Origin of the sequence: Methylophilus sp. 5 (assembly GCF_000515275.1) — a bacterium.
Lineage (GTDB): Bacteria > Pseudomonadota > Gammaproteobacteria > Burkholderiales > Methylophilaceae > Methylophilus.
Window position 1 is genome coordinate 1,937,112 of record NZ_KI911560.1, and the last position, 24,621, is coordinate 1,961,732.

Annotated in this window: 30 protein-coding genes; 20 read left to right on the top strand and 10 right to left on the bottom strand. The window is 51.0% G+C overall.

Annotated features, from left to right (window positions below; translation table 11 throughout):
* Positions 1-7 precede the first annotated feature (7 nt).
* The 10 genes from METH5_RS0109260 (at position 8) to METH5_RS0109305 (ending at position 9,728) form a co-directional block, all read left to right on the top strand.
* The gene (locus tag METH5_RS0109260; protein WP_051412918.1) at positions 8-526 is read left to right on the top strand and encodes a type II secretion system protein; all 519 of its coding nucleotides are present in this window, start codon (positions 8-10) and stop codon (positions 524-526) included.
* A 3-nt stretch (positions 527-529) separates the two neighbouring features.
* Positions 530-901, top strand: coding sequence for a type II secretion system protein (locus METH5_RS0109265; protein ID WP_029148238.1), 372 nt, complete (start codon positions 530-532; stop codon positions 899-901).
* Complete coding sequence (locus METH5_RS0109270; protein ID WP_369758903.1) at positions 876-1,379, top strand: type II secretion system protein; 504 nt, start codon at positions 876-878, stop codon at positions 1,377-1,379. Before METH5_RS0109265 ends, METH5_RS0109270 begins: the two co-directional genes overlap by 26 nt.
* 232 nt (positions 1,380-1,611) lie before the next feature.
* Entirely contained in the window at positions 1,612-2,250 is a 639-nt protein-coding gene (locus METH5_RS0109275) for a MotA/TolQ/ExbB proton channel family protein (RefSeq protein WP_029148240.1), read from the top strand.
* Between the two features lie 4 nt (positions 2,251-2,254).
* Entirely contained in the window at positions 2,255-2,668 is a 414-nt protein-coding gene (locus tag METH5_RS0109280) for a biopolymer transporter ExbD (protein WP_029148241.1), read from the top strand.
* A gap of 4 nt (positions 2,669-2,672) precedes the next feature.
* A complete protein-coding gene (locus METH5_RS0109285; protein WP_029148242.1) occupies positions 2,673-3,479 on the top strand; it encodes a TonB family protein in 807 nt (268 codons plus the stop codon).
* Positions 3,480-3,656: 177 nt separating this feature from the next.
* Positions 3,657-4,334: a hypothetical protein gene (locus tag METH5_RS0109290; protein ID WP_029148243.1), complete on the top strand. Its 678-nt coding sequence runs from the start codon at positions 3,657-3,659 to the stop codon at positions 4,332-4,334.
* Between the two features lie 110 nt (positions 4,335-4,444).
* Positions 4,445-4,966 carry an RNA polymerase sigma factor gene (locus METH5_RS0109295; RefSeq protein WP_029148244.1) on the top strand — a complete coding sequence of 174 codons (522 nt, stop codon included), beginning with the start codon at positions 4,445-4,447 and terminating at the stop codon, positions 4,964-4,966.
* Positions 4,963-5,955: a FecR domain-containing protein gene (locus tag METH5_RS0109300; RefSeq protein ID WP_029148245.1), complete on the top strand. Its 993-nt coding sequence runs from the start codon at positions 4,963-4,965 to the stop codon at positions 5,953-5,955. The genes METH5_RS0109295 and METH5_RS0109300 overlap by 4 nt, the downstream gene beginning before the upstream one ends.
* Positions 5,956-6,047: 92 nt before the next feature.
* On the top strand, positions 6,048-9,728 hold the full coding sequence (locus METH5_RS0109305) for a TonB-dependent receptor domain-containing protein (protein WP_029148246.1): 3,681 nt from the start codon (positions 6,048-6,050) through the stop codon (positions 9,726-9,728).
* 237 nt (positions 9,729-9,965) lie between these two features.
* On the opposite strand, the gene METH5_RS0109310 is transcribed toward METH5_RS0109305, so the two are convergent.
* Positions 9,966-10,865 carry a LysR family transcriptional regulator gene (locus tag METH5_RS0109310; RefSeq protein WP_029148247.1) on the bottom strand — a complete coding sequence of 300 codons (900 nt, stop codon included), beginning with the start codon at positions 10,863-10,865 and terminating at the stop codon, positions 9,966-9,968.
* Between the two features lie 112 nt (positions 10,866-10,977).
* Between METH5_RS0109310 and METH5_RS0109315 the strand changes: the two genes are divergently transcribed.
* Positions 10,978-11,736 carry an SDR family NAD(P)-dependent oxidoreductase gene (locus tag METH5_RS0109315; protein WP_029148248.1) on the top strand — a complete coding sequence of 253 codons (759 nt, stop codon included), beginning with the start codon at positions 10,978-10,980 and terminating at the stop codon, positions 11,734-11,736.
* A gap of 99 nt (positions 11,737-11,835) precedes the next feature.
* Here METH5_RS0109315 and METH5_RS0109320 read toward each other — a convergent pair whose 3' ends face one another.
* The 4 genes from METH5_RS0109320 to METH5_RS0109335 form a co-directional block, all read right to left on the bottom strand.
* Positions 11,836-12,120: a HigA family addiction module antitoxin gene (locus METH5_RS0109320; RefSeq protein ID WP_029148249.1), complete on the bottom strand. Its 285-nt coding sequence runs from the start codon at positions 12,118-12,120 to the stop codon at positions 11,836-11,838.
* A 19-nt stretch (positions 12,121-12,139) separates the two neighbouring features.
* Positions 12,140-12,358 carry a type II toxin-antitoxin system RelE/ParE family toxin gene (locus METH5_RS14915; protein ID WP_232411089.1) on the bottom strand — a complete coding sequence of 73 codons (219 nt, stop codon included), beginning with the start codon at positions 12,356-12,358 and terminating at the stop codon, positions 12,140-12,142.
* Between the two features lie 153 nt (positions 12,359-12,511).
* The gene (locus METH5_RS15235) at positions 12,512-13,036 is read right to left on the bottom strand and encodes a YMGG-like glycine zipper-containing protein (RefSeq protein WP_029148250.1); all 525 of its coding nucleotides are present in this window, start codon (positions 13,034-13,036) and stop codon (positions 12,512-12,514) included.
* Between the two features lie 9 nt (positions 13,037-13,045).
* On the bottom strand, positions 13,046-13,486 hold the full coding sequence (locus tag METH5_RS0109335; protein ID WP_029148251.1) for a hypothetical protein: 441 nt from the start codon (positions 13,484-13,486) through the stop codon (positions 13,046-13,048).
* Positions 13,487-13,679: 193 nt separating this feature from the next.
* On the opposite strand from METH5_RS0109335, the gene METH5_RS0109340 reads away from it, so the two are divergent.
* The 6 genes from METH5_RS0109340 to METH5_RS0109360 all read left to right on the top strand — a co-directional run bounded on the left by METH5_RS0109340 (position 13,680) and on the right by METH5_RS0109360 (position 18,274).
* Positions 13,680-14,255 (top strand): hypothetical protein, encoded by a 576-nt coding sequence (locus METH5_RS0109340; protein WP_029148252.1) that lies wholly within the window; start codon positions 13,680-13,682, stop codon positions 14,253-14,255.
* The gene (locus tag METH5_RS0109345; protein WP_029148253.1) at positions 14,255-15,313 is read left to right on the top strand and encodes an aldo/keto reductase; all 1,059 of its coding nucleotides are present in this window, start codon (positions 14,255-14,257) and stop codon (positions 15,311-15,313) included. Before METH5_RS0109340 ends, METH5_RS0109345 begins: the two co-directional genes overlap by 1 nt.
* Before the next feature lie 30 nt (positions 15,314-15,343).
* Positions 15,344-16,441, top strand: a complete 1,098-nt coding sequence (locus METH5_RS0109350; protein ID WP_232411006.1) for a phospholipase A — start codon at positions 15,344-15,346, stop codon at positions 16,439-16,441.
* Between the two features lie 18 nt (positions 16,442-16,459).
* A complete protein-coding gene (nhaA, locus tag METH5_RS0109355) occupies positions 16,460-17,632 on the top strand; it encodes a Na+/H+ antiporter NhaA (protein WP_029148255.1) in 1,173 nt (390 codons plus the stop codon).
* Positions 17,633-17,734: 102 nt separating this feature from the next.
* Complete coding sequence (gene pqqA, locus METH5_RS15480; RefSeq protein ID WP_081624291.1) at positions 17,735-17,806, top strand: pyrroloquinoline quinone precursor peptide PqqA; 72 nt, start codon at positions 17,735-17,737, stop codon at positions 17,804-17,806.
* Positions 17,807-18,046: 240 nt separating this feature from the next.
* Positions 18,047-18,274 (top strand): DUF2171 domain-containing protein, encoded by a 228-nt coding sequence (locus METH5_RS0109360; protein WP_029148256.1) that lies wholly within the window; start codon positions 18,047-18,049, stop codon positions 18,272-18,274.
* Here the strand turns inward: METH5_RS0109360 and METH5_RS0109365 are convergent, their stop codons facing one another.
* Positions 18,275-18,547, bottom strand: coding sequence for a hypothetical protein (locus METH5_RS0109365; protein ID WP_029148257.1), 273 nt, complete (start codon positions 18,545-18,547; stop codon positions 18,275-18,277).
* Positions 18,548-18,668: 121 nt separating this feature from the next.
* Positions 18,669-19,136, bottom strand: a complete 468-nt coding sequence (locus METH5_RS0109370) for a PA2169 family four-helix-bundle protein (protein WP_029148258.1) — start codon at positions 19,134-19,136, stop codon at positions 18,669-18,671.
* Positions 19,137-19,370: 234 nt separating this feature from the next.
* Between METH5_RS0109370 and METH5_RS0109375 the strand changes: the two genes are divergently transcribed.
* Complete coding sequence (locus METH5_RS0109375; RefSeq protein WP_029148259.1) at positions 19,371-19,976, top strand: YIP1 family protein; 606 nt, start codon at positions 19,371-19,373, stop codon at positions 19,974-19,976.
* Positions 19,977-19,988: 12 nt separating this feature from the next.
* Here METH5_RS0109375 and METH5_RS0109380 read toward each other — a convergent pair whose 3' ends face one another.
* The 3 genes from METH5_RS0109380 to METH5_RS0109390 form a co-directional block, all read right to left on the bottom strand.
* Positions 19,989-20,645 (bottom strand): response regulator transcription factor, encoded by a 657-nt coding sequence (locus METH5_RS0109380; protein ID WP_029148260.1) that lies wholly within the window; start codon positions 20,643-20,645, stop codon positions 19,989-19,991.
* 30 nt (positions 20,646-20,675) lie between these two features.
* The gene (locus tag METH5_RS0109385; protein ID WP_232411007.1) at positions 20,676-21,374 is read right to left on the bottom strand and encodes a hypothetical protein; all 699 of its coding nucleotides are present in this window, start codon (positions 21,372-21,374) and stop codon (positions 20,676-20,678) included.
* Positions 21,375-21,504: 130 nt separating this feature from the next.
* On the bottom strand, positions 21,505-22,791 hold the full coding sequence (locus METH5_RS0109390; protein WP_029148262.1) for a cyclopropane-fatty-acyl-phospholipid synthase family protein: 1,287 nt from the start codon (positions 22,789-22,791) through the stop codon (positions 21,505-21,507).
* 367 nt (positions 22,792-23,158) lie between these two features.
* On the opposite strand from METH5_RS0109390, the gene METH5_RS0109400 reads away from it, so the two are divergent.
* Both METH5_RS0109400 and METH5_RS0109405 read left to right on the top strand, forming a co-directional pair.
* Positions 23,159-23,482: a hypothetical protein gene (locus METH5_RS0109400; RefSeq protein WP_029148263.1), complete on the top strand. Its 324-nt coding sequence runs from the start codon at positions 23,159-23,161 to the stop codon at positions 23,480-23,482.
* Between the two features lie 41 nt (positions 23,483-23,523).
* The gene (locus METH5_RS0109405; RefSeq protein WP_029148264.1) at positions 23,524-24,387 is read left to right on the top strand and encodes an SDR family oxidoreductase; all 864 of its coding nucleotides are present in this window, start codon (positions 23,524-23,526) and stop codon (positions 24,385-24,387) included.
* Positions 24,388-24,621 lie beyond the last annotated feature (234 nt).

Below are 24,621 nucleotides of genomic sequence, written 5' to 3' on the forward strand. Positions count from 1 at the left end.
GCTATCTATGCCGCAACGTAACACACATGGCTTCACCTTGCGCGGTTTAACCATCGGTAGTTTCACCTTACGCGGTTTCACTTTGATCGAGCTATTGGTGACGCTAGCGTTGCTGGCGTTGCTGGTAACCTCGGCCAGCCCGGTGTTACAGCTCAGTGCCAAGCGCGATAAAGAACGTGAGCTCAAGCGGGCGTTGTGGCAGTTGCGTGATGCCTTGGATGCCTACAAAGACGCCGTCGATCAGGGGCTGATTAAAAAAATTGCCGATGGCAGTGGTTATCCGCCTAATTTAACTATTTTGGTCACTGGCGTTGAAAACGCGCAAGACCCTAAAAAGAAAAAGATGTTTTTTTTACGCCGCATTCCGCGTGACCCGTTTGCGGCTGACATGAGCCAAGGTAACGCGGCTACTTGGCAGATACGCGCCTATGACGGTGCCCTCGATGACATGGCGCAAGACGTCTATGACGTGTCTTCACGCTCCCCCGCCATGGGCATTAACCAGCAACCTTATAGCGAGTGGTAAAGCATGAAACGCGGATTCACCCTGATTGAAATGTTGGTGGTGCTGGCGATTCTGGCCATGCTGCTGACGATTGTGTCGCCCAAGTTTATGCATATGCTGCAACGCGCCAAAGAAACCAGTTTGCGGCATGACCTGCTCACCATGCGTGACGCGATTGATAAATTTTATAGTGATAAAAACCGTTATCCGGAAACCCTGGACGAATTGGTCGAGCGCCAATATCTCAAAGCCGTTCCGCCTGATCCGGTGACCGAGCGCGTAGACACTTGGGTCATCACCTTGCCGCCTAACATTGATGAACAAGGCAGCGTGTTTGATGTGCATAGCGGCTCGGCACGGGTGGCTGAGGATGGCACGCCCTATGCACTGTGGTAAGTCTACCCGCGGCTTTGTGCTGATCGGCATGTTTATGCTGGTGATGCTCAGTGGCCTGGTGATGGCGCAAGCCAGCCTGCGCTGGAAAACGCAAGTGTTGCGCGAACGTGAGTTAGAGTTAATCAAGGTCGGGCTGGCTTATCGCGACGCCATTGGCCGCTATTACAACCAGACACCGGGCGTAGTGAAAACTTTTCCGCTAACGCTAGAGGTGTTGGCGAACGACACACGGTTTGCCACGGCACGCCGTCATTTGCGCAAACCTTATCTAGACCCCATCACCCTGCGCGAAGGCTGGGGCATTGTCGAGGCACCCAGCGGCGGCATCATGGGCATTTATAGCCTGTCAGACAAAGCACCGTTTAAAAACAAAGGCTACCGGGGCGAGTTGCAACACCTGAACGATAAGCGCTATTACGGTGAGTGGTACTTTGTTTATTTGCCACAGCCGGTAGTAGTCAATACGGGCGGTTCGTGAATTAGCATCTTTTTTTCTGGCATATGCCTGGCTTTTATGTAAAGTTGTGTTAACAACATCAGGTTTTTGGCTCTCCCAGCGATTAAACATATGAAGGGATGTAAATGTGAAAAATTCCTGTTGTTGGCAGGGTTTTTTCCTGGTTGGCGTTTTTGCTTGGTTCATCGCTTAGCTTAAGCGCAACAAACATCCGGGTCGTTTTTCGTCTGACTTTTTATAATGGAGCCATGCTGTGGACTTAGTGCCTGATATTGTTGATCTCGTGTTGTACTTACTGGGCGTGCTGTCGGTGCTGGTGTGGTCCATCATTCTGATGAAAAGCTGGGCCTGGTACAAGTCTCGCCATGAGTCGAACAACTTTTTGTCTGAATGGCAGCAGGTGAAAACCATTTACGAGTTGCCAAAAATTATCTCTCACAGCAATAGCAGTTTTGCGCGTTTGTGTGATGCCGGGATGCGGGCGATGAATGAGGCGATGGCGAACTCGGTGTTGCGTAGAAACGAGCGTCAGGAAGTTATTTTGTTGTCGCTTAAGCAGCAAGCTTATCTGGAGCAAAAGCGGATGGATGGCGGCGTGGCTGTGTTAGCCAGCATTGGATCTACCGCGCCGTTTATCGGTTTGTTTGGCACGGTGTGGGGCATTATGAATGCGCTTAAGACCATCACGGCCACCGGTTCTGCCGGGCTGGATGTGGTGGCAGGTCCGATCGGTGAGGCGCTGATTGCGACGGCGATTGGTATTGCCACGGCGGTGCCTGCGGTGCTGGCGTATAACTATTTTATGCGTAAACAGAAGGTACACCGGGCCGATATGGAGCAAGTGGCCAGCCGCTTTCAATCATTGTTAACGCAGTCTGGCGTGGAGGGGTAATGCCATGGCGATGTTTAGCGATGGTGAGAGCGAAGACCTGGTGAGCGAAATCAATGTGACGCCGCTGGTGGATGTGATGCTGGTGTTGCTGACGGTGTTTATTGTGACGGCGCCATTGTTGATGAACGCGGTGAAGGTCAAGCTGCCGCAGGCCAGTGCCGAGGTGGCGATTACCACACCGAAAACGGCGCATATCAGCGTGACGGATGCAGGGGATGTATTTTTAGACCAAGAGCGCCTGGCGGTAGAAGGCTTGACCACGGCATTGGGCCTGCTCAAGCAAAGCCATGACCCGGCGGTGGAAATTTATGCCGATGAGCACGCACAATATGGGGTGGTGGCGAAAGTGTTGGCCGCCATTCAGCGTGCAGGCATCAGCAAGTTCAGTTTTGTCATGTCGCCAGAGGCCAGGAAATAAAGGCATGAGTAGCCTGATTTATCCTGATCAACAAAACGACGCTGTCTTGTGGCGGGCTGTCATTGTCTCGCTGGGCTTGCATGCCTTGGTGGTGGCGTTTTATCCGAGCTTGAGCCAGATTCAGTTACCCAAGATGCCGGAACGGCTGGAGATTGAATTTTTCTCCATCAAGGCGGCGGCGCCCAGTGTGCAGCCAGTGACACCGCCAACGGAAACACCAAAATCACTCGACCCACCGCAGTCGGTGCCTACTCCAGTGGTGAAGCCACAAACGCCGGTAGAAACCCCTAAACAGGTATTGGCCGCCCCTAGCAACCAGGTGTCAGATTACAAGGTGCCAGAGCAAGTAGCGCCTGCCAAAGCTGAATCTGCACCGGTGAGCCCGGCAGCAGTGGCACCAAGCGTCAGCGCAGAAAGCTCACCACATCCCGCCGCAGAATCGACGGCAAAGGAGAGTCGTCCCAGCATCGCAGCGAGTGCCACCACGACGAAAGAGTCTGATGAACTGACCGACAGTGATACTGATGCCTGGGGAGACTATGGCGAACAGTTGCGCACGTTGGTGAGCAAAAGCAAGCAATATCCGGCGATTGCCATTCGCCGTCATCTTGAAGGTGAGGCCACGGTGGTTGCCCAGTTTGTGCGTGGTGAGTTGGTGCAAGTGTCACTGGCAGATAGTAGCAAGCATGTGCCACTGGATGAAGAAGCTATGCGCATGGTGAAAAAAGCCATTGCACAACTCGGCGTGAAAGACAGTTTAAAAAAGAAGAGTTTCAAAATAACAATACCAGTGAATTTTACACTGGAGTGATGCACAACGTTTTCTTGTAGTCAGGCGTCCTCAGAAAGTTAATCCCTCACTTTCTCCAAAATGATGGCGCCTGTTCTCCTAACCCCTGTGGTTTGCCACCCTTCCTCCGGCAAGCGCAGGGGGTTTTTTTAACATGGCGCGGCGCACAGGCGTGACCCTGATTGAGTAGGGTTGCACATGAATGTCGATGCATTTAATTGCAAAGGGCGGGTACAGATGATTTTTAAGAAAACCAAAGGGTTGCTTGTTGGCTTGGCCGCATTGATCAGTTTTAACGTGGAGGCCAAAATTGAGCAATTTCAGGAAAGTTACGCTGGCTATTTGCCGATGGAGTTTACGCTGGATGGCGTGACTTTTCTGGGTGAAACCACTTTTAGCAATGGCAGCTCGACGCTGACGCTTTATTACGAAGCGTTGAGCCAGTTACAAGACCAGCTATATGTGGTGTTTGGCAGTTACAGCAGAAATCAGGTGCAGACCTCGCAACTGGGGCAGTTTGATTTCTGGTTATCCGTGCCAGACCCAATCAACCCAGTCGCCCTGCCAGATCCTGCATTCAGCGATTTGCCGATAGAGGGCAGTTTTCACTATGAAGACATCCTGATGATGCCGGATGGTCAGCTGGAAGTGTTTTACAGTGAGTATGGCGCACTCAAAGGCTTTGTCAGCCCGCACAACTACCTCACGTTTACGATTGATTGGACAATATATACGCGTGACCGGCGCACTTTGGTTCCTGCGCCGTCTAGCCTATGGTTATTTAGCAGCGGTTTATTGTTCATCGGCCTGCTTGAGCTAAGGCGTAAGCGTTTGCCCCTTGTCTCTGCGAGGGATACAGCGGTTTCGTTTCAATAAATCGTATTGGTTGATTTCAGCCATGTGGTGGTTGTTATGCGCAGGTTTAAAGCGCGCACAGCTCAAAAACGGCTTTAAATCGCATGGCATGTATTTTGCGGTAAAGGGGCATGGATAAAACGATGGTTTGGTGTGGCATCAATCTGCAATGGGCGTATACCGATTTACTCGGTTATATCCGCTTTAAAGTGGCGTGCCCGCATATTGCCAAAGATATCCTGCATGATGCGCTGATTCGTTACACCGTTTCAACCAGCGCCAACAAAGGCGATGAGCCGCACGCCTATATGCGCAGCATCGCCAAAAACCTGATTGTTGACAGTTATCACCAGGCGCAGCGTTTCGTATCATTGGACGCTGATAATGGCCTGCATCGAGAATGGTTGGACACCCCAACCTTATCCGTCGATCAGCTCAATGACATCAAGCAACGGCTCGAAATGATTCAGCTGATATTGGAGCAATTGCCTACGCGTTGCCGCCAGGTGTTCTGGATGTATCGCGTGGAAGGGTACACGCAGACCGAAATCGCTGCTGCGCTGGGTATCAGCAAAAACATGGTTGAGCGCCACGTGATGCGGGCGATTGTTGATTTAAGCAGCGCACGCGAATTGATTGTGAGTGAAATATGATGGGCAGCAAGCATGAAGACGTGATCAGGCAAGCTGCCGCGCGCTGGTATGTCCGCATGCGCGAAGCGACTCCAGATGCCCCTGAACGCACGACATTTGAAGTATGGCTACTCTCAGACCGCAGGCACCGCGCAGCCTATCAGATGATAGAGTCCACCATGGACGACTTCAGCTCTACCGAACGACTCAAAGAACTCTCCAATGCTTTGTCGCAAAAGCTTTATTTTGAGCAAACTGCAAAACGCAAAAAAGTCTCCAAGCTTGGCTCAGGCCTGGCTGTGATGCTGCTATGTGTCGGCTTGGGCTTTTTCGGACGCAGCCAATATCAGCAATGGCAAACCGCACCGATATCAAGCCAGGTACAAACCACCTCTGTCGCACAAATGATCACGCGCACACTAGACGACGGCTCAGTGGTGACCGCCAATGCCAACAGCGCGATGGAGATCCTCTATTACCGTCATCAGCGCCTGGTCAAACTCAGCCGAGGCGAAGCCATTTTTGAAGTCACCAAAGACCCGGCGCGGCCATTTATAGTAGAAACACAGCAAGCCAAAATCACCGTGCTCGGCACCCGCTTTGCCGTCAACCAGCTCAGCAAAAAAGTGCGCATCAGCGTCGACCACGGCCGGGTGCAAGTCGCGCGTGCAGATGGTCGTGAGCCCGCACTGATATTGCATGACGGTGAAGTGGCCGAGATTGATGAAACCGCAGCCGTTCACAAAGTCAACCGCAATGCGGCCGACAGCTTCAGCTTTATCAGCGGCCACATCGTGTTTGACCGTGCCGATATGTTTGAAGTCGCCGATACCTTGTCGCGTTACCGTCAGCCAGCGGTCAGCGCAATGTTCTTTGGCGACCACACGCCCAAAGTCAATGCCGTGCTCAAAATAGCAGAGCTCGAAAACTTTATCCAAACCCTGCCGCAATCCGTGCCAGTGACGCTCAAGCGCAAAGACGACGCGCTGATGATAGAGCCAAACAGGTAATTCTTTACATTTCTTTTTAAGCCACCCATATCAGGCATTTTGCCTGTCCGTCAGTTACACCTTTAACAAGACCTGTCACTGACGGAAACACCATGCAAAAAGTCACGATAAAAACAGCCGCGCTGGCCGCACTCATCAGCCTCAACGCACCGGCAACCCTTTACGCAGAACTCAACACTGCATTGCCCGGCGATCAAGAAGAAAGCTTTGCCATACCGCTCAACCTCGATATGCCTGCGCAACCACTTGCAGCAGCACTACGTCAGTTCGCCATTCAAAGCAATCTCTCACTTACCGTCGATAGCGCCCTTATCGTCGACAAAAAAGCCCCCGCCGTTAAAGGCCGACTGACGCGCAAAGAGGCGGTGAAACGATTGCTGGAAGGTAGCGGCTTACAGGGCAAGATAGAAGGCGAAAAGATATTGATTCAACGCGCGATAAAAGAAGAAAAGCAACAAGCGCTGCAACTGGAAAAGGTAGAAATACGCGCCAAACGTGCTTACGATATAGGCCCCTTGAAAGGCCTTGCCCTCACTAAGGAAGAAATTCCCGGTAACGTGCAAAGTATCACTGCTAAAGAGATCAAAGAATCTAAAGCGGTGAGTTTGACTGACTTAATGAACAGCAAGCTGCAGTCAGTGAACGTTAACGACTACCAAAGCAACCCATTTCAAATGGATGTCACTTATCGCGGCTTTACCGCCAGCCCGCAGTTAGGCACCTCACAAGGGCTCAGCGTGTTCTTGGATGGTATCCGCGTTAATGAACCGTTTGGTGACGTGGTGAACTGGGACATGATTCCCATGAACGCGCTAAACAGTTTAGATGTGTTCCCCGGCTCCAACCCACTGTTTGGCTTAGGCACGCTAGGCGGTGCCATCAGCATGAAAACCAAAAGTGGTTTTGATAGCAACGAAGGCACAGTGGAATACCTCGGTGGCTCTTTCAAGCGCAACCAGTTTCAAGGCTCTGTGGGTGGTAACAACGGCGTCATCGCTGGTTTTGCTGCGGCTAATATTTTTAAAGAAGACGGTTGGCGCGTGAACTCACCCAGTGAGGTTAACCAGCTTTTTGCTAAAGGTGAATGGCGTAATGACAGTCTACAACTTGGTTTAAGCATGCTGTATGCAGGCAACAAGCTTGTAGGTAACGGTTTACTGCCTACTGAAATGGCTAAACAAGATGGTAGCCAGATTTTTACCAGCCCGGACGAAACTAAAAATCGCCTGCTGCAATTCCAGCTCAACGGTACGTGGGATGTGAGTGACACGTTCAATATCACTGGGCAAGTTTACAGACGCAAAAGCCGCAGAAATGCCAGCACGGGCGATGTGAACCAGAACTTTGGCGGCAGTGCAACTAGGAGGCCAAACCCTGGCGAGCAATTATCCAACGGCGTGCCTGACTTTGATGGTGACGGGCTTCCAGATATTGACCCAGCCAATGTTATCGGTATCTCAAATGTAGCAGCGCTCTCAGTACCGGATGGTAATGGTGGTCAGTTAGCCGCTATGCTAGATATTAATGGCGAACCAGAATTTTTTGGGTTTGACTCCAGTGGAAACCTTTTATTAAACCCTGCATTTTCTGGCTATGACTCGTCCTCACCAACTGGTTACGATATAAGTAAGTTGGTTGTTGGGACAAATGCTAATACCCTAGCAATTGCTGGGCAGTCAGTTGACGCGAATGGCAATCCAGTCTGGACAGTAAGTCCGGAGAATCCAACAACAGCACCTGCATTCAATCCTGAGTTTTACCAATATGCATTAAATATTTGGCAAAGAAGAGGTTTAGCGGATTATGGTACTGGTCGAACAGATGGACAGTTTTTTAATCCTCAGGATTTTTCATACCAATACAAAGACACAAGTGGGTTTGTTGTAACAGGATCATCGTACTCTATATTTTCAGTCGACCCTGTTACTGGGCAGCCATATATTCGTACATTTTCGGGTAGTAACCCTGGTATTAACAAGCCGCTTGGCTTAATTGTCACCGATGCGAATGGCATACCAATAGAGCGCAATGGTGCTGATTGTAATGGCGGCACTGGATTAGGTACATGTGCTGGGTATGTCGATGGCACGCCAACTGCGCTGATTACCAAAACAGAAATCGATCAGACCACAGATGGCGCTTCCCTTCAGCTGAACTGGAATCTGGAAAATCACAAGTTTATGGTGGGCACCTCGATTGATGCAGCCAATGCCAGTTATGAAAGTGGTCAATATTTAGGATTGTTTGACAGTAAGCGCAGGGCCTATCTTGACCCTAGCCAAGTGGGCTATGAATTTTATGCTTCTGATCATCGCATTGATTTAAATGACTTTGCAGGTAACAGCACCACCAAAAGTGTGTATTTCAGTGAAACTTGGACGCCAAAAAAAGAATGGGCATTTACTGCAGCAGGGCGTTTTAATTACACCAATATTAAAAACAAACTTGCTACCAATAATACTTTAGGTGTACTTGGCCCGACCGCATTTAAAAACTATTATCAGGATACTGTATTGTGCCCGGATACAAATGGTGACGGCATATTGGAATTGGATGAGTGCCCGGCCGTGAGTGTTCTGCCGTTCAGCCCAGAGTTGGCACTTGGGCAAGGTGTACTGGGCAAAGGTGAAATTGAGAAGTTTACCTATCGCTCATTTAACCCTAGTCTGGGCGCGACATGGCAGCCAACAGAAACGCTTAACTTTTATGGTAACTGGAACAAGGGTGCTCGAACCCCCAGCGTGATTGAGTTGGGGTGTGCATTTGATGCTACGCCAGTGTATGACAAAGACCCGACGACTGGAGAGCTTATATTCGTAGGCCCTCGCTCTCTTGCAGAACGACGTTTCTGTAGTTTGCCGAGTACGCTTTCTGGTGACCCTTATTTGAAACAGGTACGTTCCGAGACTATCGAGTTTGGTGGTCGTGGTTATCTGACGCCCGCGGTCCATTGGAATGCCACTGCTTATCAAACTGATCTCACCGATGATATTTACTTCGTCTCCTTCACTGCTGACCGTAGTTTTTTCCAGAACATTGGCAGCACCCGTCGTCGCGGGATTGAATTAGGGCTACAAGGCCGTGCTGACAAATGGGGATTTAGGCTCAACTATTCCCTGACGGATGCGACATTCCAAGACCGTTTTACAATGGCCAGCCCTAATAACAGCAGCGCAGGGAATGTTGTTGAAAGAGGTACAGGATATGAACAAATTTCTGTAGCACCTGGTAGCCGTATTCCGGGCGTACCACTACATAACCTGAATGCCACCATCAGTTATGACATCACGCCAGACTGGACAGTTAGCTTGATTGGTATATTGCACTCAGAAAGCTTTGTACGTGGTAACGAGAACAATAAACACCAGGTAGGTGCGGAAAGCATACGTTACTACTGTGGCAATGCATCTAGTGCACCTACCGTCATAGAGGGCATTCAATATGGAAATAGTACCTGTCAAAGTAGTATACAAAGACCAAGTTTTCGCTATCCCGGTATGGTTCCTGGATATGGAGTATGGAGCTTTAAAACCAATTACAAACTCACCAAAAATCTGACAGCCGGTTTAATCGTCAACAATCTTTTTGACCGTGAATATTACAGCGCGGGCCGGTTAGGGATTAACCCATTCTCGCCATCTATCAATGGTGCGATTGGCCCTGGAGGGTTCAATTACAACAGCAATGACTGGATGGCGAGTACCTTTTTAGCCCCTGGTGCACCTAGGTCGGCATTCTTTACACTGACTTATGACTTTGATGTGGGGAAGTAGAGCCATGGTTATGGCATGTTCGAGAGAAGGATTTTTAGAACAATAATTGGTTTGGAGTGGCATTTGTGAACTGCATATGCCTACAGCCATCAGCATTCAGCCTCATTCAAATTAGAACTCACAAGGCGCTAACAGGGTGTGGTGAATTGGTGAAGCAGTACGCAGGCAGCCACAAATGCCTGCTCATTTGATACTTGGGGTCAGAGTAAAAATCCCAGACTAGATTAATCAGGGTGGTTATAAGTTGCTTTGAATGATCTCCGCTAACCAATCCATAAAAATCCGTACCCGTTTAGACAAGTTTCGACGGTGAGGAAACAACAATAAAACCGTCATGCTTGGTGCGGTAAATGAGGGCAATATCTCCACCAACTGACCACTGGTCAACAACGCCATGGCGCCTAGCTTGGGCGCTTGCATGATGCCTAGCCCGGCGGCGCAGGCAGCGCGGTAAGCATCGGTATTATTCACGCAGATGCGGCTGGGCATTTTGATGCGATGGCGTTCTCCATCCAGTTGGTATTCAAACGCATCAAAGCGGTTGTTGCTGCTGGTCTGGTAGTGAATTAAATAATGTTGCTGTAAATCGTCTATGGTTTTGGGCGTGCCGTATTGGGCGAGGTAAGCCGGGCTGACGAAGTTGCTTTGCTGCATCTCGCCTATTTTGCGCATGATCATGCCGGACTCTTCGACTTCGCCGGTTCTGACCACGCAGTCGTAGCCTTCACTGACTAAGTCGACTTTACGGTCTTCGCTGCTGATTTCTATATTGAGGTTGGGGTGGCGCTGCAAAAAAGCGGGTAGAGCGGGGATGATCAAATGCCTGGCCATGGGCTGTGACATATTCACCCTGACGATGCCTGAGACCTGGCTGTCATCGCCTATGAACAAGGTTTCGAGTTCTTCTATCTCACTCAACACGTCTTTGCTTTTTTCGTAAAATAACTGGCCGTCTGGCGTGAGTTGCACTTTGCGCGTGGTGCGATGAAACAGTTGCGTTTGCAGCTTTGTTTCCAGTTGCTGTATCGCTTGCGACACACTGGCTTTCGGCAGGCCCAGGCTATCGGCGGCTTTGGTAAAGCTGCACAATTCGGCGACGCGCATGAAGCGTTTCAGGCTTTCGGTGCTATCTATCATATGAGTTTTATTGTTCGTTTATTGTGAACAGTATAATCATTATTTGCTAATTTATCTTTAATTTTAATGCCAATAAACTACGCACATCTTTCATCAACACAGGAGAATGCGCATGGTTAGCAACATTGCATTGATTACAGGTGGTAGCCGCGGATTGGGTAAGAATACAGCGCTGGCGATGGCACGGCAGGGCATCGACGTGGTGCTAACTTACCAAAGCAAGCAGGCATCTGCACAAGAGGTGGTTGCAGAGATAGAGGCGCTGGGGCGCAAAGCAGTGGTTTTGCAACTGGATGTGGCGCATGTGAACACATTTGCTGCTTTTGCTGAGCAGTTAAAACAGGCGTTGCAAGCGCATTGGCAAACCGATGCATTTAATTACCTGGTTAACAACGCGGGCACGGGCATTCATGCGCCCTTTGCCGAGACCACTGAACAGATGTTTGATGACATGGTGAATATTCACCTGAAATCGACCTTCTTTTTAACGCAAACGTTGTTGCCTGTGTTGCGTGATGGGGGCCGGATTGTAAATATCTCCAGTGGCTTGGCACGGTTTGCCTTGCCTGGGTATAGCGCCTACGCCGCCATGAAAGGTGGCATTGAGGTACTCACGCGTTATATGGCTAAAGAGCTGGGTGCACGCCAGATTGCCGTAAATACCGTGGCGCCCGGCGCGATTGAAACTGATTTCGGCCAGGGCCTGGTACGTGATAACAAAGAGGTTAACGCGTATATTGCCTCACAAACTGCGCTGGGTCGCGTGGGCGTGGCGGATGATATTGGCCCGATGATTGCGAGTTTGTTGTCTGAGAATAACCACTGGGTGAATGCGCAGCGCATTGAGGTCTCAGGTGGCATGCTCATCTGATTGGTCAGTAAGTAAAAAAACAGGCAGCGTTTTACGGCTGCCTGTTTTTTAATTTGTATTTGCTGGTGATAGTGCCGGGTGATTACGCCGTGCAATCTCTCAAGCGGCCAACTGCGCAAATCTGGGAATATGATTTTTATGCTTTTGCTGTGCATGCCAAAGATCATATTGCAATTGCAAGCGCGACCAAAAGCCTACTGTTGTGCCAAGGGCATCAGCCAGTAACAGATCCATTTGAGCACTCACACCGGCTTTGCCGTTGAGAACGCGTGATAGCGCGACACGTGTTACCCCAAGGTGTTTGGCGGCATCTGTAATGCTTAATCCTTCAGGCAAATATTCTTTCAAAATTTCGCCAGGATGTTCAGGTGCATGCATCTCCATCTTGATGTCCTTTCAACGATTAGTGATAGTCTAAATAATCCACTAGCTCAATGTCATTGCCTACAAACTTGAATATGACACGCCAGTTGCCATTGACAGTGAGTGACCAGTAGCCGACATAACGCCCACTTAAGGTATGCAAGCGCCAACTGGCAGGCGCTCTCAAGTCATCGGCTTGTTCGGCAACGTGCATGGCAGACAAGATCAACTTTAGTTTGTGTGCATGTTGCGCATTGATACAGGCTTTGCTGCTTGTCGTAAAAAACTTTCTAACCCCTTGTGTCTAAAAGTTTTGATCATTTATCTATTATAGGCTTGTATAGTGACGCTATACAAGCCTATTTAGGTGAGGCCTAGCTGCCTGTTGATCATCAGTTTTTGCGTATTGCGCTTAGCGAGGGCTTGTTGGCGGTGGAGGTGGGGGCGGGTAGTAGGTTGAGCTGGTAGCCGCAGGCGTTGGTGTACTTTGCGAATAGGTTCTCGCCATGCTGGCAGGCACCGGGATACGGTGCCCGGCGGCATACATGCATTGGTAATAACCGTTGTCATATTTGTCTTGCGCATTGGCACCGCTGATAGCCGCTGTGTTGCTGCCAATGGCGCCGCCAGACAATGCGCCCATGCCAGCACCAATTGCCGCGCCTTGACCACCACCGGCGGCGGCACCAACAGCTGCGCCAATCACGGTACCGACTGCCGTTGTCGTGGCCAGGCTGGCGTTGTACTGCTGGTTGACGGTTTTGCCGCCGATTTGCGTTAAGGCGAAATCGCGGCAGGATAAATCGTCTGCTCTAAAGCGATTAAAGTCTTTGCCGGTGCCTGGTAAGGCCATATTGCTCGGGCCGGTGGGGTTGGTGGCACAGGCTGATAAAGTCAGCGCGGCCAGCACAATCATCAGCGTATGGTTTGTTTTCATATGCTTAGCCTATTTTGTGGTGGGTGGTGGTGAAGGCGTGACTTGTTTCCAGCCCGCCGGGCACTCTTTCACATAAGGGTAGTAGCCGTCAGATTGCTCACAGTAATACCAGTAGTTTTGTGAGTTGCTGTTACCCGTGCTAGCCGCCGGCGGCGTTATTTGTGCTGGTGAGGCCGGAGCGCTGTTTGTGCTATTGCCTTGCTCGATATACACCTGTGGTTGCGGTTGCGTGATCACCACGGGTGGTGGGCTGTACGCGTAAGGGTAAGGATAGGCGTAGGGTGAGTAAGGGTATGGAAAAAAAGGATAGGGCGAGCCAAAATAGAAGCCGACGCCACCTCCACCGCCGTGCCAGCCACCGCGTCCTGGTGGATGTGCCTGAGCGATGTTGCTGGTGATGACTAACACCGCTATCAAGCCAGTGAGCCACATTGATTTTAAGTTTTTCATATTGCCTCCGTCACACGCATTGTTACTTTGTCAGACCAAAGCATACGCAAATTTATCCGTATGAACGGTGGCTGGTTTGTATCGGAGTGTATCTTTGAGCCGCCTGCTGCAAAGCCGCCGCCGAGGATAGTGTTAGCAGCAGGGCAGCAACTGCGGTATGCTAGTCATGACCCCTTGCAAAGCTCTTTATCTCATGCAACAGCAATCCATACAGCAGATCAATCTCTCTTACGACCAGCAGCAAGACCGCCTGCTAATGAAGGCGGCTGTCAGTCAGGCGCAGGAAATTCGAATGTGGCTGACTTACCGCGTCGCACGGCAGATGTTTAAAGTGCTTAACCGTGAGGCACATTTGCCGGTGTCTGCGTTGGCACTGGGCGATGCGACCCCGTTGCCTGCGGCTCAATCGCCAACCGAGGCCACGCGTCAGTTTGAAGAAGAGGCCGAGGCGGTGCATCAGTTAGAGAACCTGGACTTTTCGACCACTTATCAGCAACGATCGTCAGCGGTGAGTGAGCAGGAGTTGTTGGTGGTCGACACACGTTTTGTGTCGATTAACGACCAGTTAAACCATATGCAACTGGTGTGCGCCAATGGCATGAACGTGAATCTGAGTTTAAACCACCAGCTGGTGCTGGCCATTAGCCGCATGTTGATGGTCGCGAGCCAGGATGCTGGCTGGGCATTGCCTGCACACAAAGAAAAGGAACCAGAAGCGGTTTCCAGCATCGTAATGCAGGTGCCCACAGAAAAACAGGTATTACATTAATGGATTACACAAGCCTCGGGGACAGCGGCATTCGCGTCTCCAAAATCACGCTGGGCACCATGACGTTTGGTGACCAGAACACCCAGCAAGACGCCAATAGTCAGCTTGATTATGCCCTCGCGCAAGGCATTAATGTGATCGACACCGCCGAGATGTACCCGGTGCCGCCACGCGCAGACACCGTGACCAAAACCGAGACCATACTCGGCCATTGGATTAAAACACAGGCGCGTGACCGCTTTGTGCTGGCGAGTAAAGTGGCCGGGCCCAGACGCGGTATGCAGTGGATACGCGGCGGCCCTAGCGGCATGGATAGAGCCAATATCCGCCAGGCGGTACACGACAGCCTGATGCGTTTGCAAACTGATTACCTGGATGTGTTGTATTTGCACTGGCCAGAGCGCAATGTGCCGATGTTTGGCCAGTACCAGTTTGATCCGCGCGCCGAGCTCGATGCCAACGGCCAGCCGATAGATTGGGTGCCGATTCAAACCCAGCTCGAAGTGCTGGGCGAGTTGATTCAAGAGGGTAAAGTGCGTGCCATTGGCTTGAGCAATGAGCAACCGTGGGGCGTGATGGAGTTTTTACGCATCGCCCGCGAGCAAGGTTTGCCGCGCATTGCCGTGCTGCAAAACTGCTATAACCTGATGAACCGTGGCATGGAGTTTGGTATGGCCGAGGTGCTGTATCGTGAGCGCATCAGTTTAGCTGCTTATTCACCGTTGGCATTCGGGCATTTGACCGGCAAGTATGTGGATGACCCAGCCACACCTGGCCGTGTGACGCTGTTTTTGGGCTATGCCCAGCGCTACAAAAAACCGGGGGTGCCCGCCGCAGCCAAAGCCTATGCCGAGTTGGCGCGTGCGCACGGGCTGACCCCTACCCAACTGGCACTGAGTTTTGTTTATCATCGCTGGTTTGTTGGTAGCACCATTATTGGCGCCACCAGCATGGCCCAGTTGCAAGAAAACATCGCCGCTTATCAAACCCACCTCAGTGATGAGGTATTAAACGCAATCGAGCAACAACATCTGATCATGATGAATCCGGCGCCTTAGCCGCGCCCGCAGAAGGGAATCCGTATGTTCATGCTTCACGACCTGCGCACGTTATTGCTGTGCAGTTTCACGCTGTTTGCGGTCATTTTTATCGGTCAGGCGCAGGCTACAGGCATGACGGAAATGCAAACGGCCTTGCGCACCTGCCAAACCGAATTTGCCACCGATGCCAGCCGCCGCCTGTTATGCTTTGATAAAGTCGCCGAACAATATACGCCTACGCATTTGGTGCCGCCGATCTTGGCACCCAGCCAGCTAGAGCTGGTGAAGCGTGTGGGTGCCGAGACAGGTTTTCTTGCACGAAAATGGCATTTGAACAGCCAGGACGAGTTGCATTTTACCGACCTCGAAACGCATCAACTCAATTACCTGATCACCGCTTATTCAAATAACCCAAACGATGTACCCACGTCGCCTTCACGCCCAAACACGCAAGACCGTGGCCTGGGCCACAATGACCTGCACTTTCAAATCAGCTTAAAAACACAGCTGATGAATGTGTCAGACTGGCTGCCTAAAAACCAATGGGTGCAAAGTGCGCGGTTGTGGGGGGCGTATACGCAGCAATCGTTTTGGCAGGTATATAACGAAGAGCAGTCGCGCCCGATGCGTGACCACAATTATTCGCCCGAGTTGATTTTGTCACTAGGCTTAAACAAGCCTGCAGAAGAAAGCAGCTGGCTCAACGCCATGCCAGATATGCTCAATGTGGGCCTGGTGCATGAGTCAAATGGCCGTTCTCAGCCGTTGTCACGTAGTTGGAACCGCTTTTATGTGCAAGGCGGCTGGCAACTCAATGAGCGCTATAGCCTGCTGGTGCGGCCGTGGTGGCGTATCCCTGAAAGTAAGTCGGATAACGATAACCCCGATATCAGTAAATATATGGGTTACGGTGATGCGATACTGCGTTGGGATAATGAAGCCAATACCACGGCGGCCAGTGTGACCCTGCGTAACAATATGCGCAGTGATAACAAAGGCTATGTGAAGCTTGATCTGCAATACAAACCACTTAAAAGCGAGAGTGTGCGTTTTTACGCCATGCTGGCCAGTGGTTACGGTGTCTCGCTACTCGATTATAATCAGGCGCAAACCATGTTTGGCATCGGCTTCGCTGTCGGTGAGTAATTCATTAGAGTCATCAATATGCGCCCTTTAACCGTTACTTTTCAGCGCTTTTTAGCCTCAGAGCAAACGAGCAGCTTATTGCTGTTGCTGGTCACCGTGCTGGCACTGGTCATCGCCAACAGTGCGTTGGCCGAGCATTACCATCATTTCTGGCACACACCCTGGTTGGGGCTTTCGTTTGAAGAATGGGTCAATGATGGCTTGATGGCGATTTTCTTTTTGCTGATCGGCCTGGAGCTCAAGCGCGAGTTGTATGTGGGCGAGTTATCCAGCCTGAATAATGCCTTGTTGCCAACCATTGCTGCTATCGGCGGCATGGTCGTGCCTGCGCTGATTTTCTGGCAGTTTAACCACGGCACTGAGTACCAGGCCGGGGTCGGTATCCCGATGGCAACCGATATTGCTTTTGCACTTGGTGTCTTGTCGATATTGGGCAAACGCGTGCCTGCGCCGCTCAAAGTGTTTTTGGTGGCGTTTGCCGTGATTGACGATTTGGGTGCCGCCATCATGATCGCCGTGTTTTACACGGCCTCGATTTCATGGTCACATTTGCTGGCTGCGCTAGGTGTGTTGGCGCTGCTGTTTGCGCTTAACCGCTGGCGGGTGCTCAGCATGATCCCTTATTTGCTTGGCGGCGCGCTCATGTGGTGGTTAACGTTAAAGTCTGGCGTGCATGCCACGCTGGCAGGCATTGCCTTAGCATTTGCGATTCCCTTTACCGGCAAGCCAGAAGACGACCGCTCACCGTCACACCAGCTAGAGCATATGTTGCATCGCCCGGTGGCGTTTATGATTCTGCCTATGTTTGCCTTTGCCAACACCGGCGTACATATTGCGCCACAAAGTATTGCAGCCGTGTTTTCGCAGAGCAACAGCTTGGGCATTATTGCCGGTTTACTCATCGGCAAACCCGTTGGCATCACGCTGGCCGTGTTGGTAGCGCTATTCACCGGTGTTTGCAAGCTGCACCAGCCCTTGCGTTTGTCGCATATCGTGGGCGCCGGCATGCTGGGTGGCATCGGCTTTACCATGTCTATTTTTATTACTAACCTGGCCTTTAGCGACATGGCCGAGGCCATCAATCTGTCAAAAATGGCCATTCTGACTGGCTCGCTGTTGTCCGGGCTGGCAGGTTGGTTATGGTTGAACATCGTGCTCGGACAGAGGCGCGAAAGCCTCGACACTAAGTAAAATCATGAGGGCTTTTTAAGGGTGCTACGCAAGATTTTTGTTGGTGGCCTGCGTATAGTTGTTTCTAACGAAATGTGAAACAACTTAACCAAGGAGACTATCATGTGGACTAAACCAGCTGCTACTGAAATGCGTTTTGGCTTTGAAGTGACTATGTACGTCATGAACAAGTAATTCAAGCGTTAACTTGCATAACAATAAACCCGACACTAGGTCGGGTTTATTGTTTGTGGGGTTGGCGTTTTGTGCCATCACCTCATCCGTCACTCATCAGGGTTCAACGCCCGTCCCAGGTTTCTTCTACTTCTCAAAATTCCTACGCAAGACTCAGCCAGCGTGCGCTAGGCGTGGGCATGGCAACGCGGCACACTCAAGGCTCAACTTTTGCCGCCTGTGCGGGATAAGGAAACAGCCATGATTGATGCCAATGAAATTAAAGCGGATATGCCTGTCATCACGGCGCAGGCAGAGCACTTTGCCGTGGTTCACCATCTAGAGAGTGAGGATGTGATCAAACTCAAAAAGGATGAAGCGGGCGTACATCACTATATTCCTGTCAGTTGGGTCATCTCGACAGAAGGCGGCATTGTTAAAATTAACCGGACGCTGGCTCAGATCACCCAGGATTGGGCATCTGACTAATCATATGCGTGATGGGGTGTCTGCAGCGGTGTCACTGGTGGCGTAACTCTTGAGCACTGCTTGAATAAACTGGTTGGTTTTATTTCTGGCGACGACATGCCGCTGCCATAACTGTTCAACGTTTTTGAGCTCTGCCTCGCTAGGCAGGCAACCATTCCCTTTTAAAAAAGAATGCATTTTGTCGTCAATCACGGCCTGGCTTAATTTGGCTTGTTTTAATGCATCTGCCCATTCGTGGGTGAGTTGTTGCCATTGATCTGCACTGTGACTCACTGGATTCTCCTTTTGTTATATCAAAGCAGCTGATAGACGTGAGCAACACGTGTAAACGAAGCACCGTCTGTGTGAGACGGTGCTTCGTCGTGGTTACAAGTCAAGCTTGGGTTGGGCTTGGCTAGTGTGCTGTCGCTTCTGCGCGGGCGGCATCGCGCAGCTGTTTAACCTGGTCATGGTTACGCTTGGCACCTTCAAGCTGGCGCACCACTACAAAGCGGATATGGGTTGGCAAGTCTTCTTGTGCGGCGGCTTTGCGGTAGGCATACAATGCCACATCCTCGCCACGCTCGGTCTCGTTTAACACCGCCACCGTATCGTTGCTGGTGAGTGCGGTTTTAATGTCTATCCAGCGTCTATGCACTGTACCGCCCAAACTGGTGGAAGATGCAGGTTCGCCACCCAGCGAGCGCACCAAGTCTTGCAACTCTTGTACGCTGGTGGCTACCTCTTGTGACCGGCGTAAAAAAAATGTTTTGAGTTGCGGCTCGTCTACGTGTTCTGCAGAAGAGCGAAAGCCTTCTTCGCCATCTTTAGAGACTTCAATCAGGTTATTCAGGGTAGAAATAATAGCGTCATTGTCTGCCATGGTGATTCTCCAAATCGTCGATTATTTATGGGGAACATTCAGTATGCCCATGGCTGCCTGGTCGCAGCATCGGATGAATCCGCAAATGCCTGTAGGAATTACTTTATGAGTACGGCTTGCATCAGCAATAAATACATTCTCCTACAAGCAAATCAGCGCAGGCCTTGTGGCAATGGTTTGTTGTCCGTCTTTTAATAGGTAGGCATTGACCCCGTTTGCCTTAAGGAGCGTCGCATGAATCCTATCCGCCTGTTTTATTTTGTTTTGCCCAACAGTAGCCATGCCAAGGTGCTCACTGCCAGCAAGCCCAGCGTGGCGCAACTCATGCTGTTTTATGTGTTGCCTTTATCGTTGATTCCGTGCGTGATGATGTATTTGCGCCTGTATCACAACTACCCGAAATTGTTTTTTGATCACTTGCCCGGTAATCGGTTGATGATGGTGAGTGCCGAGTTGCTGTTTTTGCAACTGGGCGTATTGCTGGTGATGGCCTGGATCACCCAGAACCTGGCCGAGATGGTCAATATCAAACCCGCGTTTAGGGACTCTTTGCTGATCATGACGATTGCTACCACGCCACTGTGGTTGACCTCGCTTTTTTACATCGTACCCAGCCTGAGTTTTAATGTGGTGGTGCATGCGGTCGCAGTGTTGGCATCGGTGCTACTGGTGTATCGTGGTGTCAGGTATATTTTTGGTGTACGGGAGCGCGGTGCACTGTTGACGCTCAGCATGGCGATCGTCTGTACCGCTGGCTTGGGCTTTGCGGTTATTTTAATTGGCTCGCTGATCTCGTGGGAGGCGATCGAACAATTGCAGTTTGCGGTCAAGAAACTGTAGGGCTGCTTGTCATCAGGCCACTTCCCTGGCTGATTTGCTAGTGGCCCCCGCTATGGGGGCCAAATGGTATTTCAGGGCATAGTGAATCAGCGCAGCATTATTCTGCACATGCATTTTTTTGAGGATCTTGGCGCGGAACACGCTGACAGAGCCGGGTGCGATATCCAGCTCCACAGCGATCGCATTCACCGCCTGGCCTTTAATCAATTTGAAAAATACTTGCAGCTCACGCAATGATAAACGCTCATGCAGCATGGGGTCGCTGTTAGCGGCTATTTGTTGATGATGAGGCAAGATATAAGGTTGCCCGCGCGCGATGGCCTTGATCGCTGGCATCACTTGGGCACTGTCTGTTGTATAAGACAAATAACCCGCGCATCCCAGCCGGATAAAATGCATCATGCGTTCAATCCGCTCACTGCCGTTGATAATGAGGACAGGCAGGTCAGGAAAGGCTTGCTTGAGGTCGCAGAATACTTCCAGGCCATTGGTTTCTGCTGCGGACACATCCAAAATGATGACATCGTAGGCATGCTGGCGGATTTTCAATATGGCGTCATGCACACTGCCGGCTTCATCGGCCAGGTGCACGCTATGGTCGTCGTTGACCAGCGCCTTTAATGCGCAATGACTCAGCGCATGGCCGTAGATTAACAATATATTTTTCATGGCTTGTCATCCATTTCAGGCTTAATGTGGCTATTTTTGTGCGATTTTGCGGTTACCTTTCACGTGCCAGATCACATTGCCGACGTCATCTGCCACCAGCAGGTAGCCTCTTTTATCGAGCAGCACATTGGCTGGGCGCCCTTGTGTTGCGCCATCTTCCTGCTGGATGTCAGTCAGCACATCCATTGGTTTTTTCGCCAGTTTTTCCTGCGCTGCCGGTCGCATCAGTATTGTTTGATCAGCCGTTTCAGGATCGGATGTTTGTGTCATCTGTGTTTGCCCGGCCTGGTAGGGGAACAGGAGCAGGGCCTCGGCATTGGCGACATAAAATGTGTCGCCCACCAGCGCCACACCCAACGGGGCAGCGATATCCTTGATAAACACATACCGTTCGTCAGCAATGCCATCGCCATTATTGTCGCGTAACAGGGTAATTTGGTGCTGGCTTGCTGCCTGTTCATCTGCTTCATGCATCCACTTGCTGGCGATCCAGTTTTTCAGGCTAAACGCTGCATTTTTAGGCTGGGGATAACTCTCTGCCACCAGAATGTCGCCATTAGGCAAGGCGTATAACCAGCGTGGATGATGTAAGTCATTGGCAAAAGCAACTACATTAGTGCCTGGCGTTGAAATCGACTTTTTGCCTTCTGGCCAGCGCATGGTTTCTGCCGCCTGTGTGGTTGGAAACCAGTCTGCCTGGCTGATGACTGCGTCCGGATTCGTGAGCATTCCTGTGGATGCCGGTACTTTTGACGGTTGCGAACAACTGGTGAACGCCAGCATGCAAACCGAGGCAGTGAGTAGGCGTCGCTGAGGGGATGGTGTGAGCATGTTAAGCATATGGCCGTTTCCTGGGTAATTAAACGCATCGGCGTGTTGCAAGCACCTGGTGCATGCCTGTCACGCCTTGTTCAAACTGGATGACGCTAGCGGTCAAGGCCAGGCGCCAAATACGGTAAGTGCGTTCGCCCATGCTGGCCGCAATTGAGGCATGCTGCGCCTCCAGATTTTTCAGCCACTGGCGCAACGTCATCACATAGTGCCGACGCAAGCCTTCTACGTTAAAGACGTCAAAGCTGGCGTTATCTAGATGCTGTAACACCTGAGCAAAAGACGTTAACTCGCCTGTGGGATATAGCTGGCGGTTGATTAATGCGGTTGAGGCATCTTGCTGACCAGCCGGGCTTTCAGCCGTGATGACATGGCTCAACAATAATCCGCCGGGTTTAAGCGCGGCGTGTACCTTGGCCAAAAACGCAGGGTAATGCGCGGCGCCAATATGCTCGGCAATGTTGATACAAACGGCTTTGTCATAGTTGGCCAGTGCAGGCAGGGTGCGATAGTCAGCCAGTTCTATCTTGACCAGATGCGCCAGGCCTTGTTGCTGCACTCGCTTGGTTGCATAAGCATATTGCGCCGGGCTTGTTGTGATGCCGTGCACAAACACACCGAAGTGTTTGGCGGCCCAGCATGCCAGGCCACCCCAGCCACAGGCGATATCCAGTAGCGATTCACCATGTTGCAAATGCAGTTTCTGGCAGATCAGTGTTAACTGTGTTTGCTGGGCTTGCGACAGCGTATTGGTCGTGCCGGTGAAATATGCACATGAGTGCAGCATCTGTTCATCAAGCCAGCATTGATAAAAATCATCCGCGGCATCGTAGCTCAGCGCTATTGGCGTGGGCGGTTGGCGTTGCGCAGAGGCGGGAGCGTGCCCAGTCGTCGTGTCATGTTCGTCTTGTGCAGGCGGATGATCTGCCAGCGTCAGTGCCCTGAATACCAGGCCTAGTTTTTCATGCAGTGGTAGCGATAGTGATTCAAAATGCTCGCGCAACTGCATGGCAGCATGAAAGTCGCCATGAATCTGTACTTCACCCGCGCAATAGGCTTCCATGAGGCGTTGCGGGTTGCTAAACCAGATCATGTCACGCAATACCGACGCCTGTTGCAGGCAAAAAGTAAATACGGGGGCACCGTCGCCAATCGTCAGTATGCTGCCATTCCACAAACGCACGGCAAAGGGATCCGCAAAGCCCTGAAATAACCGGTGCAAAATATAACGCGCCTGGGCCAGGTCGTCACCACTTTCTGTGGACTGCTCCAGTGGAGATGACATGGCTAAGGCATGCACGGGATAACTACTCATGGCGTACTCCTACTCAAAGACTCAACATGCAAAAAACTTAAATTCTTAATGTGTGCCAGCACACACGATAGGTATCAACATGCTTGGCTTCTTGATGCCAATGCGCGGCCCAGGCAGATGATGATCATCTGCCTGCAGTGTAAAAATGAAGCTTGCAGCCAAGTATCGGGCAGTGGCTGATTGTGTTGTCAGACACGTCTGACAAGGACGGTTGGCATAGGCTGACAATCTGGCTGGACTGAGGATGTTTTGCTCAACAGTAACTCCTACAGCCAAATCAGTGTTCGCCTACGGCGCCGCTTTTTTGGTGGCCATACAATGCATCATGCAGTGGTATCTCTTCCACCTTGTTAAAGGAGTAGACGGTATGCAAAAAACACTCACCTGGATGTTATTGGTTGGCTCATTGTGTTGCAGTGTGTGGTCGGGGAATGCTTGGTCTGCCCCGCCGGTGAACAATACCGTACCGCCTTGCGAAGACGCTGCCATTTCAAATAAACCGTCCTGCAATATTGACTCTGACAGCGTTAATAGGCCGCCGAAAATGCCACATGAGCGTGGTGTAATAGTCCCGCCAGAAGTGCCTGCTGAGGGCTTACCCAACCAGAGTCAACGACGCCAAAACAGCCAGCCACGGCCCGATCCGCGCGAGCCTGTCGCGCCCGCCCAGGACAATCACTTAAAGAATTAATGTTACTAGTACTTCATTTAGCCATGACCAAGGAGAACGCAATGGAAGCTGTTGAAGAGAAAATAAATCCGCCACAGCATCAATATGTCCAGCCGGGGCTGGAGCAAGACATGCATCCGCAGCCGCAATATATTGCAGATGAATATGCCGGTAGCGATAAACTCAAAGGTAAGGTAGCGATTATTACCGGTGGCGATAGTGGTATTGGTCGCGCCGTGGCCGTGCATTTTGCTGCAGAAGGGGCCGATGTTGCGATTATCTATCTAGACGAGCACGCCGATGCACAAAAGACCAAACATCTAGTGGAGTCTTATGGCAGTCGCTGCCTGCTGATGGCAGGTGATGTGGCAGACGAGCAATTTTGCGAGCAGTCTGTGCACAATACGCTGCAACAGTTGGGCAAGCTGGATATCATCATCAATAATGCCGCGCAGCAATTTCCGCAGACCAGTATTGTGGAAATCAGCCAGCGGCAGCTGGAGCATACCTTTAGAACCAATATTTTCTCAATGTTTTATATGGTGAAAGCGGCGTTGCCGCATCTGCCAAAAAAGAGTCATATTATTAATACGGCCTCTGTGACCGCTTACCGTGGCAGCCCCGAGTTGCTGGATTACTCTGCCACCAAAGGGGCGGTAGTGTCGTTCACGCGCTCGTTATCGCGGCAACTGGTGCATCGGGATATTTATGTCAATGCGGTGGCGCCCGGCCCGGTGTGGACACCATTGATCCCCGCCAGTTTTGATGAAAAAAAGGTCAGCGAGTTTGGTAGCCAGGTGCCGTTAAAGCGGCCTGCGCAGCCGAGTGAGATCGCGCCCGCCTATGTTTTTTTGGCCAGTCAGGCGTCGTCTTATATGACCGGGCAAGTGATACACCCGAATGGCGGCGAAATTATTAACGGCTAGCCTCATGCAAACGGGCGTAAACCAGACCTGATGCTGCCAGGCTTGGTTTGCGCCCGTTTTTTATATCTGTTTCCTCCATGTATAAATCAGACATTCGGGCGTCGAGTTCCCGGTTTAGTGTCCGAATCTTCCTACAGCAGATTCCGCCGTTGTGACATGGGCGCCGGTTTTGCTTTTATTCATAATGAGTTGCGTGATCGAATCAATCAACAACACACCCAACCATTAGGAGAA